Raw genomic sequence first — 15,476 nt, 5'->3', positions numbered from 1 at the left:
TATAAAACTATAAAATGGACAGAAAGAATTTAGCTTTTGACCGCATGAACTTCATTCTCCTTGCTGTGGGAATGGTAGTTGTCATCATCGGTTTTATCCTTATGAGCGGCGGTGGTACCGACGACAACACGTTTAATCCGGAAATATTCAGCGCAATGCGCATCAAGGTTGCCCCGGTGATATGCTTCATAGGCTTTGTGTCGATGGTATATGCCATAATGCGCAAGCCGAAGGATAACGGAACTGAAAACGAGATTGAATTGGACAACGAAGAGCAAAAACTATAATAAATGGATCTTTTACAGACTATAATTATTGCAATCGTCGAGGGACTCACTGAGTTTCTGCCTGTGTCTTCAACCGGACACATGATTATCGCTCAGGGACTTCTTGGAGTGGAGAGCACTCCTTTTGTAAAGGCGTTCACTGTTATCATACAGTTTGGAGCCATCTTGTCTGTGATATGTCTTTACTGGCGCCGCTTCTTCTATCCCGAGGCGGTTCAGACCGGAACGTCTTACTGGAAGGCCATGTATGACTTTTATGCCCGTCTTGTTGTCGGCGTGCTGCCGGCAGTCGTGCTGGGCTTGGCTTTCAACGACTTCATAGAGTCAAATCTTGGCAACGTTACGCTCGTAGCCGTCATGCTTATAGTTGGAGGTGTGTTCATGCTGTTCTGCGATAAGCTTTTCGGCAACGGTTCAGAGGACACCAAACTTACATATCGCCGTGCATTCATAATAGGCCTTATCCAGTGCATATCAATGATTCCGGGCGTGTCGCGTTCAATGTCGACTATAGTCGGCGGTATGTCGCAGAAGCTGACTCGCAAGGCTGCGGCTGAGTTTTCGTTCTTCCTCGCCGTTCCGACAATGTTCGGAGCCACGTGTCTCGAAACCTACAAGCTGATAAGTCATGGCGATGGTTCGCTCCTTGCAACCGGAAATAATCTTGAGATGCTTATCGTAGGTTCTGTGGTGGCGTTCATCGTAGCCATTCTTGCGATAAAGTTCTTTATTAATTATGTAACAAAATATGGTTTCGCAGCTTTCGGCTGGTATCGTATAGTAGTAGGAATCATAATATTAATCTGCATGCTTTGTGGCGTTGACATGAAGATGGCAGACTGAGAAGTGTATGAATTTTACCGAAGGAGAGATAGTATGCATCAACAAACCCTATCGCATGTCGAGCTTCGGCGCGCTTGCGAGGGTTCGTTATCTTATATCACAGCGTCTTGGAGTAAAGCGCGTAAAGACCGGTCATGCCGGTACGCTCGACCCGCTGGCCACAGGAGTCCTGATACTCTGCACGGGCCGTGCCACCAAGCGCATTGACGAATTGCAGGCCCATACAAAGGAATATACGGCCACGCTGCAGCTGGGTGCAACCACGGCAAGCTATGACATGGAGCATCCCGTAGACGCAACTTATCCCACTGAGCACATTACGCGCGAGCTGATAGAGGCCACGCTGCCCAAGTTTGTGGGCGAGATACAGCAGGTGCCGCCGGCTTATTCAGCCTGCAAGGTCAACGGCGACCGCGCATACAAGCTTATGCGCAAGGGCCGCGACGTGGAGCTTAAGCCGAAGACTCTGCGCATCGACGAGATAGAACTGCTCTGGTTCGACCCCGAAAAGATGCAGATGAGCATCAGGGTGGTGTGCGGCAAGGGCACATACATAAGGGCGCTGGCGCGCGACATAGGCGAGGCACTTAATAGCGGAGCCTATCTGACGGCACTATGCCGTACGCGTGTGGGCGACATACGCATAGAAGACTGCATAAAGCTCGACGACGTTCCGGCGTGGCTTGAGCAGCAAACAATAGAAGATAAATTAACCGAGAATATTTAAGATATGAAACTGTCACAATTTAAGTTTAAGCTCCCTGAAGAGCTGATAGCCCTTAATCCGCCATATCACCGTGACGAGTGCAGGCTTATGGTGGTGCACCGGGTGTCTCAGAAAATAGAGATGTACAAGAAAGACGAGAATGGTGAGCCGTTGAAAGACAAGGACGGCAACCCCGAATATCTCGACTTCCGCAATGTTCTTGACTATTTTGATGAGGGCGACGCGTTCATATTCAACGATACAAAAGTTTTTCCCGCACGTCTGTACGGCACAAAAGAGAAGACCGACGCTAAGATAGAGGTGTTCCTTCTGCGTGAACTTAACGAGGAGATGCGCTTGTGGGACGTTCTGGTTGAGCCGGCCCGCAAGATACGTATCGGCAACAAACTGTTCTTTGACGAGAGCGGAAGCATGGTGGCCGAGGTTATCGACAACACTACAAGCCGCGGACGCACGCTGCGTTTCCTTTACGACTGTCCTCACGATGAGTTCAAGCACGACCTCTACGCACTCGGAGAGGCTCCGCTGCCGCATTATATCGTAGACCGCCGTCCGGCAACACCTGAAGACATAGACGACTTCCAGTGTATCTTTGCCAAGAACGAGGGCGCTGTTACGGCTCCTGCCTCTGGTCTGCATTTCAGCCGTGAGATGATGAAGCGTATGGAGATTAAAGGTATCGACTTCGCATTTATCACTCTCCACTGCGCTTTGGGCAACTTCCACGACATCGAGGTTGAAGACCTCACCAAGCATAAGATGGACTCAGAGCAGATGTTTATTAGTGCGGAGGCATGCAAGACGGTTAACAATGCCAAGCTTGCAGGACATCATGTTTGCGCCGTAGGCACAAGCGTGATCAAGGCCACTGAGACGGCTGTGGGTACAGACAAGATGCTGAAAGAATATGAAGGATGGACTAACAAGTTTATCTTCCCGCCTTATGAGTTTGGCGTAGCCGACTCTATGATAGCCAACTTCTATCATCCGATGTCAACGCTGCTTATGTCAACTGCTGCTTTCGGTGGTTATGACGTCGTGATGGAGGCCTACAACCTGGCCGTGAAGAACGGATATAAGTTCGGATGCTACGGTGACGCAATGCTCATCGTAAACGACTGATAAATAAGAAGTAAGGATTAAGAAGTGAGAGGTCTTGCCGCAAAGGCATCTTTTCTTGTTTCTTAATTCTTACTTTCCAATTCTAAACTTTTTATTTCTTAATCCTTAATTCTTGCTTCCTAATTGCATACGGTTTATTTTTCTCTTGGCACAAATTTAGGCGACCGCAAACATAACGTAAGGCGTGCCGTTGATCTTATCGGTGAACACATTGGTAGGGTAGAGCGTGTTTCGTCTCTTTACGAAACCGAGCCGTGGGGCTTTTCTTCAGACAATATGTTTGTCAATGCAGCTGTATGCGTGTCTACTCAGCTGAGTCCGCGTGCCGTATTGGAAGCTACGCAGGCCATAGAGCGTGACATGGGGCGCACTGTAAAGTCGGTAAACGGCCAGTATCACGACCGCATAATAGACATCGACATTCTGCTGTATGATGATATAAAGGTGGATGAACCTGATTTAAAGATACCGCATCCGCTTATGCATGAGCGCGACTTTGTTATGAAGCCGCTGCGCGAGATTCTCGGATGAGCAGGCAGAGCCGGGTCATCATACAAACACACATTATTATAATAACCGCATTCAGGCAGCCATAATTTGGTTGTCTGTGTTTTTATGTGCAGGTACGCGCCTGAATGGGCACCGGCATGTAACTTGCAGCCTTATAGCACAGAAATGCTATTAACAGCTATGTCAACGCCGTGGCTGTATGTATACGGGAGGTTGGCACGTTATAAAAAGCTAAGTCCCGAAACCGTTTAGTAACAGTTTCGGGACTTCGTGTTTCTTTTAAGCTTTGTTTGCGCTTTCTTAAATTAGCGGCGCAGACCAAGAGCTTTAACTATTGCACGGTAGCGGTTGATGTCGCGGTCGTACAGATAGTCGAGCAATGCACGGCGCTTACCTACCAAGATAGTCAGTGATCTTGCAGTAGCGTGATCCTTGTGGTTCTTCTTCAGGTGCTCTGTCAGGTGTGAAATACGATAAGAGAACAGAGCTATCTGGCTCTCTGCAGAACCTGTGTCAGCGTTAGACTTTCCGTACTTGCCGAAGATCTCTTGTTTTTTAGCTTGATCTAAATACATTGAATTTTTTTGTTTTAAATGTTTTGTGATTACATCTTTCTGATGCAGCGCGCCGCTGTGAGGGCGTGAACATCATCAAATGCATCGGATTCTCCGAAATCGGGTGCAAAATTACAAATAAAAAGTTATATATAAAATTTTTTCAATGCTATTTTTGTTAAAGATGCACGGGTTTGATGTTTTTTATAATTTTAGATGCAGCATATTGGCCTAAATGATAAATATTTTTTACCTTTGCATATGTTTGTTATGACGGCTAATTGATATTTCTTGTATAAAATTTAAGCTATGATTAAGGATATATTGATAATGGTTTTATTGTTCTCATTCAGCTTGCTCTCTAATGCTCAAAATAAAGCGATTGATGAACTTGCCAGCCAAAAGAGCCTGATGAGCTATAATTTAGGATTGTGTAATGCTGACGGATTCTCCAAATATATAGCTGATACTTATAAAATAGATACAATTGCAGACATTGATATAGTCTTGATGGGTATTGAGGATGAACAGGACAATTATAATCTTGTTGATAACCGCGCATATAAAATTGGGCGTAGTCTGAAACCTATGATAAAGGAAAAGATGAAACAGGCAAGAAATATGTTTGACTTTTTTAGTCCTCTTATACCGGAAAATATTATAGATGAAGAGTCGTATATAATGGGCTTCTGTGACGGCGTAATATCTGGAAACAAAGGAAATGTGCCATTTGAGAAAGCATGTAATAAATATCTTGGATGGGTTGAAAAGATAAAGACCTTATACTATGAAGCGCTTTATAGAAAGAATAAGGACTATAGTGATGCTTTTATGGAGAACAACAAATATAGTTCAGACGTAATAGTCTTGCCCTGCGGCGTTCAGTATAAAGTGTTAGAAGTGGGGCATGGAGACAAGCCAACCATGAATTCTACTGTAAACGTTGAATACAAAATGTGGGATGTGGTTAAAGATATACTACATGACGAAGGAGTGCACGAGTTTAAATGTTCCAGCGTAATAATTGGTCTGGGGCAGGCCCTTGTCAATATGCCGGAAGGCTCTGTCTGGGAGGTATACATACCTTATAATTTGGCTTATGGAGCTTATCGTGGTGGAAAACTTGAGCCTTTTATGGCATTAGTTTTTCAAATTAAGCTGAATAAAATAGTAGAAAAATAAAGATTGTTTCATGTCATTTGTCTTGCAGCTGTATTTTAGCTGTCTAATATTCTTTGTATAAATGTGTGTTTTTGCCCATGTTATGCATATTATTTGGATATTAATGTTTTACATTCATGTAAAAAACAATTGCTAATAAAATATGTTACGAAAAAAATGTGTAACTTTGCACCTGACTTTTAAGGTATTAGTATGCAAGATATCAGAAACATAGCTATTATTGCCCACGTAGACCATGGTAAGACCACACTTGTGGACAAAATGATGTTGGCCGGTAACTTGTTCCGTGACGGGCAAGACTTGAGCGGCCAGGTGCTCGACAGCAACGACTTGGAGCGTGAGCGAGGTATAACCATTCTTTCTAAGAACGTTTCGATAAACTGGAAAGGAACCAAGATAAATATTATAGACACTCCGGGACACTCTGACTTCGGAGGTGAGGTGGAGCGTGTGCTCAACATGGCAGACGGATGTCTGCTGCTCGTTGACGCTTTCGAAGGCCCTATGCCTCAGACGCGCTTCGTGCTGCAGAAGGCTCTTCAGATAGGACTGAAGCCTATCGTTGTTGTCAACAAGGTTGACAAGCCCAACTGCCGCCCTGAAGAGGTTTATGAAATGGTGTTCGACCTTATGTTCTCTCTTAACGCCACCGAAGACCAGCTCGACTTCCCCGTTGTTTACGGAAGTGCGAAGAACGGCTGGATGGGTGAGGACTATAAGAATCCTACAACAGACATCACATATCTTCTTGATAAAATCGTAGAGGTTATCCCTGCGCCTAAGGCTCTTGAGGGCACGCCGCAGCTGCTTATAACCAGTCTCGACTATTCAAGCTATACAGGCCGTATTGCCGTGGGACGTGTTCACCGCGGAACTCTCACTGAGGGAATGAACGTGACGATAGCTCATCGCGACGGCTCTCAGGAGAAGACAAAGATTAAGGAGCTTCACACCTTTGAGGGTATGGGCCACGTGCGCACCGACAAGGTGAGCAGCGGTGACATCTGTGCCATCATAGGATTGGAGAAGTTTGAAATCGGCGATACAATATGCGACTTTGAAAATCCGGAGCCGCTGCCGCCTATAGCCATCGACGAGCCTACAATGAGCATGCTCTTCACCATCAACGATTCGCCGTTCTTCGGCAAGGAGGGCAAGTTTGTTACCAGCCGCCACATCAACGACCGTCTGCAGAAGGAACTCGAGAAGAACCTTGCGCTGCGTGTAGCTCCTTTCGAGGACTCAACGGATAAGTGGATTGTAAGCGGACGTGGTGTGCTGCATCTGTCAGTGCTTATCGAGACCATGCGCCGTGAGGGCTACGAGCTCCAGGTTGGTCAGCCGCAGGTAATTTATAAGGAAATCGACGGCGTTAAGTGTGAGCCTATCGAGGAACTTACTATCAACGTGCCTGAAGAATTCTCAAGCAAGATGATAGATATGGTTACACGCCGCAAGGGCGAGATGACATCAATGGAGAGTCAGGCCGACCGCGTGAACATTGAGTTCGACATACCGTCGAGAGGCATCATCGGTCTGCGCACCAACGTGCTCACCGCAAGCCAGGGCGAGGCCATCATGGCACACCGCTTCAAGGAGTATCAGCCTTATAAGGGCGACATCTCACGCCGTATTAACGGTTCGATGATAGCCATGGAGACAGGTACTGCCTATGCTTATTCTATCGACAAACTGCAAGACCGCGGCAAGTTCTTCATCGATCCGGGTGAGGAAGTGTATGCCGGCGAGGTTGTGGGCGAGCATGTTCACGACAACGACCTTGTGGTAAACGTGACAAAGGCAAAGCAGCTTACCAACACACGTGCCAGCGGATCAGACGACAAGGCACGCATCATCCCGCGCACAGTGCTTTCACTTGAGGAAGCTTTGGAGTACATCAAGGAAGATGAGTTTATAGAGGTTACGCCTAAGAGCATGCGTATGCGCAAGATTATTCTTGACCACAACGACCGCAAGCGTGCCAACAAGCAGTAAATAAGCTTTACTATATCAACATAAAGAGTCAGGAATTAAGGAAAGCGTGTCCTTCTCTGTATTACGGGCAGGTTTCCTTTATTCTTGACTTTTAATTTTTAAATTAGACGTTTACTATGAAGAAGACATTGTTCAGTTTCTTTTTGCTGATGTCAGCATTATGTGTCAGCGCGCAGATTAAGATTGTCGACATGACCGACTCCAGTACGGTGCATGCCGCAAGTGTGTTTATTTCGGGCAACCGCTGCGTGGGCGTTAGCGGAGCCGACGGCCTTTTGCCTCTGCCAAAGGGATATAAGGGCAAGGTTACGGTTAATCATATCAATTATTATGAAAAGGAGTTTCTTGCAGATACTGTCAGCAGCGGCGTTGTTATGCTGAAGCCACGTGCATACGCAATACCTGAAGTTGAGGCTAAGGTTGGCGAGCCTGATTATCTTGTGATATCTGCCTATTGCAGAGCATATATATTTACCGATTCTGTGCCGACTTCTTTTCGTGAGGGACTTTATGACTATTATTTGCCTATCGGCAGCGGAATGGTGAGATGCAAGACGCGTTCGGAGAAAAAAGTGCATGCATGGGATGACAAATATATCTTTCCACGTTCGTTTTTTAGCTGGAACTATATGCTGCTTGATCGTTTGTCAAAATCAGACATTGTTATAGATGCTGCATATGACAAAATTATATCTCGCGGGAGGGACGGTATTGTCTCAGGACTGAAAAATGATACAGTGAATAAGACGTTTACTGCATATTGCGACAGTGCGTATAGCGGAGCGGACAGCCTTACAGTGAAATTCTTTGGATATAAGTTTCGCTTTATTGGCTGTAAAAAAGGTGAGGTGTACAGCACAAAGTATGGTCAGCCCAAGCTCAGCAGTCTTTTGAGGCGTTATTATTATTTGAACTCAAAAGTCAAAACACCGGGAAATAATCCAATGACACCTATTGATATGTATGAGGAGCTTTATGTCACCGGCGTGAGATATGCCACCAAGGCAGAGAGGAAGGCTGCCATGAAGGACAAAACTGCCGAGCCGCTTGTTGTTCCGGCTGATGTTCCGCCGCTCAGCAAGCCGCTTGAAGAGGCCGTAAGTCAGATGAAACCGTAAAAAGTTTTCTTAAAAACTCGTCACTCGTCACAACGCTGTATAACTTTCTGTATTGCAGTATGTTACGGTGTGACGAGTTGCAACTGCAACTCGTCACACCATGCTTAATTGAGGACAAAATATTATTTTTCCTGATTTAGGTAGACTTCAAGCAAGTGTTTTACTGGTTAAGTTCGGCTAAAATGGCATCTTCTGCCAGACTGTGACGAGTTGAACCGCCAACTCGTCACGCTATAAACAATTGCCTGTCAGGGTTTTATGCAGGAATGTGACGAGTGATGAGTTTTTTGATATAACTTTTTATACTATCACTCTTCATTGCGAAACATGTCTTTTCTGCCTGCAATATGCCGTGTTTTGCTTTCCAATATACCATATATTATAAGGTGAAAGGATACAAGTTTTATTTTATGCAAGATTTTGCATAAACCTGAATATTTATGTAAAATGTAATGACATGAAACATCATGTTTCAGCTCTTTTGCCAGATTCGCTTGCCTCTTATTTTGGTGTTCTGAAAGTAATGGTATGTGTTCCGTATGTTTTTTAGCAAAAATAAACATATTAAGCAGTTTTGGCAACAAAGGTCAAAGTGTGCTTAAATCATTTAGTAATCTTTATAGCCGAAAATGTGTCTAAAGTTGTTGCCGATGTATTTATTTGAGAGAAAATAATGCAGACGCTTTAGTTTTTGTAATATAATGTAATGCAGGATATGTGTGATTATACAGACTGTGCATTGAAAAACATTTACAAAAGATGTAGTATGTATGAATTTAACATTGAAATTTGGGGAAATTTCTTTGATTTTTGCATTGCCCGTAGAAAATAATTCATACATTTGTATTTGGAAGCTCTGTAAGAGCCGCCACAGGTTCTTACATTTTTATTAATTAAATATTCATTTCTATGAAAAAAACGTTTATTCCGATGTTTCTTGCGTTAGCCTACGGAGGGCTCACAGCAGATGCGCAGACCACCAGTCTTGTGGTCAATCCCGCATCGCAGGCCTCTGAGAGCAAGTCATACTTGCTGACGGATATCGCAAAGATAACATTTGGCGACCATGGCATGGAGATTAATGGTACGTCAGGAACGAAAGAGACAATCTCCTTTAGCGACATTATGAGCTTGAAATTCACTTCTGAAGGCACCGGCATTGAAGGTCTGCCTGCCGCAGAAGATTCTTCTCTTGTGCCTTATTACCGTGGAGGAATGCTCGGTGCCGACGGATTGCAGGGCGGTCAGGCTGCCCGCGTAAGAGTATGCGATCTGAGCGGCAGGGTTATCATAGCAAAGGAGAACTGGGACGGAACTCCTATCAGCACAAGCGCCCTTACAAAAGGTGTATATCTGTTCAGCGTAAATAAAAAAACAATTAAATTCATGAAATGATGAAAAAACTTTTTACTACAATCATATTGGCCATCGTGGCTGTAATGGGCTATGCCCAGACAAATCCTAACCGTATGTTAGTGACCGACAAGACAGGCAGCACTAAAGGTTATCTCGTAGAGCGTATCGACAGCGTTTCGTTTGTTTCGCTTGAGGGCCGCGTTGCAGCCGACGTAGAGTATAAGGGCTTTTACAGCGGAGCCACCGGCGACACCGTTGCTTTGTCTGTTACACGCACGCCTCAGTGTGTAGGTTTCAAGATTGCGTGTCTGTCTAAGGTTCGTGCCGACAGGCTTACGACAGAGGAAGCTATCGCAAACTATCTTGACGGTAGTGACAGTGAAATATTGTTCCAGGACTTCGTAGACGGCAGACTGCACGGATTCGACTTTGCTTTCAAACCAAATGCTGAGTATGCTATCATCACTGTAGGATACGACCAGTATCAGATTCCTTGCGGAGCAACAAGAACAAACTTCACCACACCGAAGAAAGACCTTGTTGGCGACTGCTCTATCAATTATACCATTGACGAGGTTACTACAAGCGACATAACAGTAACATTCAAGCCAGGATCAGGCGTTGCCGGTTATGCTGCAATATTGTTCCCCGCAGGCACTGCTGAGGAGAACTTCGAGATGATGGGCCCGATGTTCGGATTTGAAACTTTAGGCGACTATGTTAAGGGATTTGGCTTTAACAACACAGGTGAGGCTACTAACACATGGGAAAGAAATAATCCGGGAACAGACTATGAGGTCTATGTTCAGGCATGGGACGTAAACGGTACTTTTGCTGATATGGTAATAATACCGGTTACAACAAAGAAACTTGGCGGTGAAGGCTTGGCACAGATGGAAATCACTGTCGGTAACTTTGGCGGTGACGCTCAGTCTGGTTATTATCAGGTGGTTACATATACTCCTAACGATCAGACCTCTATGCACCGTGATATTATAATGGATAAGGCTGTTTATGATAAGGAGTGGAATGACGATAAGGTTATCGAACTTCTGAAGACCGACTATCCGATGGATCCTGACTGGAACCAGTTTGGTGTAGACGAGGCTTATTGGACTGTTGACCCGAACACTTCTTACATTGCCTTCTCTATTGCCCAGAATATCAATGAAGAATGGGGACCTCTTGCAAAGAAAGAGTTTACAACTCCTGAGGCACCTGCATCACAGAAGAAGCAGTCGGCTCCTGTAATGAAGCGCAAGATGGTCAAGAACGTTATTTCTGGCAGCAACTCTGTTCCTATGATGAAGCTTACAAAGGCTATGAAGGCTTCTAAGGGTAAGATGACAATGACCGGAAAATAATTAGACAACAAGAGCAATGCCTGTAAGTAAGCCTGTTTGCCGGGCTATGTCATGCAGGCAGTGCCAATAAATAAATCTGCAAGATATGGCGTCTGTTGTGATGCCTTATCTTGCAGATTTGTTTTGTATGTATGCAGTTTATATCGAGTCTGATGCCGTTGGCGTATGACACATTTTCGATTACAGCGGAGCGCCGGAGGTGTTGCGGTCAATAGCCGGCTATGATGTTTGCTCGTCATATAGAGCCATGCGTGACATAAGGCTTTGCCGGGCATATTGTTCCCGAAATATTTTCACGCTTTTGCATTATATCATTTCCTGCACAACATCACGTCTGCGTTTTTCCCGTGGCGGAATTATTGTCCGCCGGAAGCGTTGCCTCCTCCTCCGCCTTTCACGTCGTCGTTGCTTATCGAGCGGGCTGCCTTCTTCACGCTTGCCTTCAGTTCGCCTATGCGGTAGCTCAGGCTTATGCCGAAGCGCTGGTTGTCGTATTTTGAAACAGACTTCTGTATAAAGTCTGTGCTCGATGTTGTGTTCTTATACTCCATATATTTTTTCAGAAAGTTGCTGGCAAAGGCCGATATCGTGAGCCGCTTGTTCAGGAACGACTTGTTGATGTTTATGCCGTAGCTTGTATAGCTCGTGCCGCGTCCCTGCAGCGTGATGCCCGGTGTCATCGTGAACACGTTGAGGCTTATGCGCCATTCTTTTGGCAGCGACTGCTGTATGCCTCCTGACAGATACATGTTCCAGCCTCTGTTGCTGAGGTCTTTGCCGTCGGAGAAGTATTGCCACTGGCCGTTCATGTTGGCATATATCCTGGTGTTCTTTGTCGCGTTCCAGTTTACGTATGCACTCAAGGCTGCCGACCGTGTCTTGCCGATGTTCTCGTAAGTGGAGTAGAGCACGTCCTTGCCTGTTGGGTTCTGCAGTCCGGCTATGCTGTTGTCGTTCACCATTGTCGTCAGCCTTTCTATGCTGTTGTTGGTGAACGAGTAGCGCATGGAGAGGTTAAGGCTCAGCTTTGACGTAAAGTTGCTGTAGCCTATATTGAACGAGTGGCTCTTCTCACTTTCCAGGTTAGGATTGCCCTGGCTGAGGTTTGACGGGTCGGTGTTGTTCAGGTAAGGGTTCAGATACCATATTCCGGGGCGGTAGATGCGCATGCTGTAGCCCAGTTTTAGATTGGACATATCCGTAAGCCTGTATCCTATCGTGGCCGAAGGCACAAGGTCGTTGAAGTGCTTTCTGAAGTCATCGCCCTGTCCGAGCAGATATTTCACGTCCTGTATGGTGTGTTCATATCTTGCTCCGAGCCGTCCCGACCATTTCTTCACTTTTATCTTGTATCCCAGATAAGCCGCTATGATGTCGTTCTCATGTTTATAGTGAGAGCTTTGCTCCGTGTCGTAGACATATTCGCCGCCGTCTTCGGCAGGCTTTATGTAGCGGTCGTTTTCCGAGCTGTTGTTTCTTATTATGTATTTCATTCCGCCTTCCACGGTGTGCATCTTGCCTATAGGTGTGGTGTAGTCGACCTGAAACGTGTGTTCGGTCGACCGCTCACTGTTGTCGCTGTATTGGTTTTCGAGCCTGCTGATATAGTCTTCCCACCCGTTGTCGGCACTTATTTCGTCGTAGTCAGTATAGTAGTCGCTCGCATCAGGGTTGGTGTTTATTTTGTATGACAGCGTCAGCATGCGGTCTTTCACCTTGAAGAGTCTCTGATAGTCGATGCCGCCGTCTATTGATTTCCATGAAGAGTTGCTCCTTCCCATGGCTGAGTAGCCGTATAGAGGGTGCCCGTCCAGCGGACTTGTTCCTGTCATTTCCGACATGCTGTTGCCCTTGTTGCCTCCGCCCCATAGGCCCAGCGACATGGTGACAAGCCTTAGCGAGTCTATTTCGTAGCTTGCCTCGATGCTTCCCGACTGAAAGTTGCCGTGGCTCTTGTTTTCAGAGCTCGATGCCATATTCGACGCGTCGGCGCTTATGTTATCTTCTGTAACCGTGCGCGAGCTTTCGCTGTAGCCAGTCCTGTTGCCGTCGTAGTTGTAGTTATAGCGTGCGCTCACTGTCAGCTTGCCCGACTTTATCGTGCCGAACAGGCCTCCGCCGGCTCCACGGTTGCTCACGTTGCCGTTCAGGGTGAGCGTGTATCCCTCTATGCCTCCGCCTATGGTTACGATGTTTAGTATGCCGCCAACGCCTTCGGCGTCATATTTAGGTCCCGGGTCGGTTATCACCTCTATTTTCTTTATGCTGTTGGCCGGCATGCTCTTCAGCACCTCTTTCGGATTCTTGGTCATCATGTTGTTGGGCCGTCCGTTCACATATACCTTGAACGAGCTGCTTCCGTTTACGGTTACGTTGTCTTCGCCGTCTACTGTCACCAGCGGCACCTTGCGCAGCATTTCTATTATCGAGTTCGACTTTGAGTCGGGATCTGATTCTATGTCGTATTCAATTTTGTCAATGTCGGCCTTCACAAGCGGCTTCTGCATCACAATCTCAACGCCCTCCAGTTCGTTCTTGGCGTCAGTGATGTAGAGCGTGCCCAGGTCTATAGCCTTTTTGCCTTCTGTTACGCTGAAGTTTCTTGTTATGGCTTTGCGCCCTATGGAGCTTATGGTTATGACGAAGCTGCCCTTTCCGCTCATCGTCTCGCTGAAGCGGCCGTCTTTGTCGGTTACGGCCATCTTTACGGCCTTGCCGGGCTTTTCTTTTCTGGTTATGCTTATCGTGGCGTATGGTTCGCCCTCGCGGCTTATCGAGTCAACCACCGTTCCGCTGACCGTGAACTTTTGGTCTGCAACTTGTCCCATTGCTGCCGGCATGGCTGCAACGAGAGATAATAAAAGAAGCAAAAGTGTTTTCATAACAGGTGTTCATTTTTTCTTTCTGCAAAGAAACTAATAAATTTAGTTACGCACAAGCGCTACGTGTTAATAAAACCAAATTTGGAGTATTTAAGCCGTAAATCTCTCGTCTTGACAGCTAAATGCCGGCAAATCGTTGTTTAGTGCCTTATGCCTTTATTGATGTGTGCTTTTCCCTGCATCCGTGCTCTCCGCATCGGTTTGCGGAAGGCGCTGATTGGCTATATGCATCAAGCCCCCGGCCTATGTAAAGGTCAGGGGCTTGTTGTATGCGGTGTGGCTTGCTGCCATATGCTTTGCTGCATAATGCGCCTTGCTGCGCAGTGACGGTCAGGTCGTGGAGTCTTCGACTGCTGTCAGTGCCAGTATCCGTGTGGCGGTTCGTCCTTTTTAGGCGGTTTCGGGTGCTTATGCTTTTTCTTCTTTGGCGGTTTCGGCGGCTTGTGGTTGACGTGCTTGGGATGCGGCCCGTGCGGAGGGCGTGTCGTTACGCACGATGTCGTGCCTAAGCCGATGAACAGTGCGATTGTAGCGATTATTATTGTCTTTCTCATGGTAAAAGTTTTTGTTTCTTAATAATAAGACGTTGCAGCATGGCTGTTGGTTTAATGCCGGAGGCAGAAAAACTGTCAAATATTTGTGCTTTGTAGTCATGTAGCCATTACTTTATGGCATCATGGATATAAACAAAACTCCGGCAGACAGCGGCGGAGCAGAGCCATGTGCTGCTCTCTGCCAGTTGTCTGCCGGAGTCAGGCGTTATGCAGTCTGCATGTCAGGTAGAATGTTGCTGTGTGCATTGTCCTGCCTGCGTAGCCTGCTGCTCTATGTCCTCTTTATGCGCCCGGCTGCGGCCTTTGTTAGCCATGAGCCAGAGCCGGGTGTCGCTTCTGTCATTTCTTTATCCTGTATACTCTGAAGGTCATTGGGGCAATCTCGTCCTCAATCACTGTGCATTTTTTGCCTGCCTTACATGTAAGCGTGCCCGTCTTTGATACAATCTTTTCGGGCTCCTCTAAAGTGTTTTCGGCATCCATGTCGGTGCAGGTCAGTGTGGTTGTCTGTGCCGTCCTTTCGCCCTTCATGCCTTTAAGGTTGACGCTCACGGGCTGTGTGGTCTTGCCAGTGTTCACAACTTTTACAATCACCGAGCCGTCACCGTTGTCTGCTGCTGCGCTGGCATACAGTCCGGCCTGCCCCTGCTGTCCTGCCACAGGCTTACCGTTCATGGTCAGCTTTAGCACGTTGGTGCCCTTGTTGCAGGCATACATCTGCTGTACGTAGTAGCTTACCGACTTGAACATGCGTGCGTTGTCGAACCATATCAGGTCGGGGCGCCACTGCCATGCGTCAACGCGTGCAAAGAGCGGAGCGTAGGTGGCCATGAGCACCACGTCGGCGTTGCGCTCCAGTCCTGTCATGAAGGCTGCCTCATATAGTGATGTCTCATAATGGTTCCATTTCTTTCCGTCGCCGTGGCAGGCATATTCGCCGGCAAACACCTTCGGGCCTTTGCGGCTGTAGCTGTCGTATCTC

Annotated in this window: 14 protein-coding genes; 10 read left to right on the top strand and 4 right to left on the bottom strand. The window is 46.7% G+C overall.

Annotation, left to right across the window (positions count from 1 at the left end; genetic code table 11):
* Window positions 1-14: 14 nt before the first annotated feature.
* The 5 genes from QVO66_RS08745 (at window position 15) to folK (ending at window position 3,510) form a co-directional block, all read left to right on the top strand.
* On the top strand, window positions 15-287 hold the full coding sequence (locus tag QVO66_RS08745) for a DUF3098 domain-containing protein (protein WP_021855093.1): 273 nt from the start codon (window positions 15-17) through the stop codon (window positions 285-287).
* A 3-nt stretch (window positions 288-290) separates the two neighbouring features.
* Window positions 291-1,130 (top strand): undecaprenyl-diphosphate phosphatase, encoded by an 840-nt coding sequence (locus QVO66_RS08740; protein ID WP_021855092.1) that lies wholly within the window; start codon window positions 291-293, stop codon window positions 1,128-1,130.
* A 7-nt stretch (window positions 1,131-1,137) separates the two neighbouring features.
* Window positions 1,138-1,857 carry a tRNA pseudouridine(55) synthase TruB gene (truB, locus tag QVO66_RS08735; protein WP_021855091.1) on the top strand — a complete coding sequence of 240 codons (720 nt, stop codon included), beginning with the start codon at window positions 1,138-1,140 and terminating at the stop codon, window positions 1,855-1,857.
* A gap of 3 nt (window positions 1,858-1,860) precedes the next feature.
* Complete coding sequence (queA, locus tag QVO66_RS08730; protein WP_021855090.1) at window positions 1,861-2,979, top strand: tRNA preQ1(34) S-adenosylmethionine ribosyltransferase-isomerase QueA; 1,119 nt, start codon at window positions 1,861-1,863, stop codon at window positions 2,977-2,979.
* A gap of 123 nt (window positions 2,980-3,102) precedes the next feature.
* Window positions 3,103-3,510, top strand: a complete 408-nt coding sequence (gene folK, locus QVO66_RS08725; RefSeq protein WP_021855089.1) for a 2-amino-4-hydroxy-6-hydroxymethyldihydropteridine diphosphokinase — start codon at window positions 3,103-3,105, stop codon at window positions 3,508-3,510.
* A gap of 284 nt (window positions 3,511-3,794) precedes the next feature.
* Here folK and rpsO read toward each other — a convergent pair whose 3' ends face one another.
* Entirely contained in the window at window positions 3,795-4,064 is a 270-nt protein-coding gene (gene rpsO / locus QVO66_RS08720; RefSeq protein ID WP_021855088.1) for a 30S ribosomal protein S15, read from the bottom strand.
* Between the two features lie 288 nt (window positions 4,065-4,352).
* Between rpsO and QVO66_RS08715 the strand changes: the two genes are divergently transcribed.
* From QVO66_RS08715 to QVO66_RS08695, 5 genes are all read left to right on the top strand, one after another.
* Window positions 4,353-5,225: an FKBP-type peptidyl-prolyl cis-trans isomerase gene (locus tag QVO66_RS08715; protein ID WP_021855087.1), complete on the top strand. Its 873-nt coding sequence runs from the start codon at window positions 4,353-4,355 to the stop codon at window positions 5,223-5,225.
* A 192-nt stretch (window positions 5,226-5,417) separates the two neighbouring features.
* Window positions 5,418-7,220: a translational GTPase TypA gene (gene typA, locus QVO66_RS08710; RefSeq protein WP_021855086.1), complete on the top strand. Its 1,803-nt coding sequence runs from the start codon at window positions 5,418-5,420 to the stop codon at window positions 7,218-7,220.
* A gap of 116 nt (window positions 7,221-7,336) precedes the next feature.
* Window positions 7,337-8,338: a hypothetical protein gene (locus QVO66_RS08705; RefSeq protein ID WP_021855085.1), complete on the top strand. Its 1,002-nt coding sequence runs from the start codon at window positions 7,337-7,339 to the stop codon at window positions 8,336-8,338.
* Between the two features lie 909 nt (window positions 8,339-9,247).
* Window positions 9,248-9,733: a T9SS type A sorting domain-containing protein gene (locus QVO66_RS08700; protein WP_125105531.1), complete on the top strand. Its 486-nt coding sequence runs from the start codon at window positions 9,248-9,250 to the stop codon at window positions 9,731-9,733.
* Window positions 9,730-11,058, top strand: a complete 1,329-nt coding sequence (locus QVO66_RS08695; protein ID WP_288172765.1) for a hypothetical protein — start codon at window positions 9,730-9,732, stop codon at window positions 11,056-11,058. The genes QVO66_RS08700 and QVO66_RS08695 overlap by 4 nt, the downstream gene beginning before the upstream one ends.
* Window positions 11,059-11,414: 356 nt before the next feature.
* Here the strand turns inward: QVO66_RS08695 and QVO66_RS08690 are convergent, their stop codons facing one another.
* From QVO66_RS08690 to QVO66_RS08680, 3 genes are all read right to left on the bottom strand, one after another.
* Window positions 11,415-13,940, bottom strand: coding sequence for an outer membrane beta-barrel family protein (locus QVO66_RS08690; protein ID WP_021855082.1), 2,526 nt, complete (start codon window positions 13,938-13,940; stop codon window positions 11,415-11,417).
* Between the two features lie 408 nt (window positions 13,941-14,348).
* Window positions 14,349-14,594, bottom strand: coding sequence for a hypothetical protein (locus tag QVO66_RS08685; RefSeq protein WP_288172764.1), 246 nt, complete (start codon window positions 14,592-14,594; stop codon window positions 14,349-14,351).
* Between the two features lie 239 nt (window positions 14,595-14,833).
* Window positions 14,834-15,476, bottom strand: a 643-nt coding sequence (locus QVO66_RS08680) for an alpha-L-arabinofuranosidase A (protein ID WP_288172763.1), incomplete at its 5' end; no start/stop codon positions are given.

This window comes from Prevotella sp. CAG:255, from assembly GCF_000431195.1.
Classification (GTDB): Bacteria; Bacteroidota; Bacteroidia; order Bacteroidales; family Bacteroidaceae; genus Prevotella; species Prevotella rara.
The sequence above is the reverse complement of the archived record's forward strand: the minus strand, read 5'-3'. Positions and strand labels throughout refer to the sequence as shown.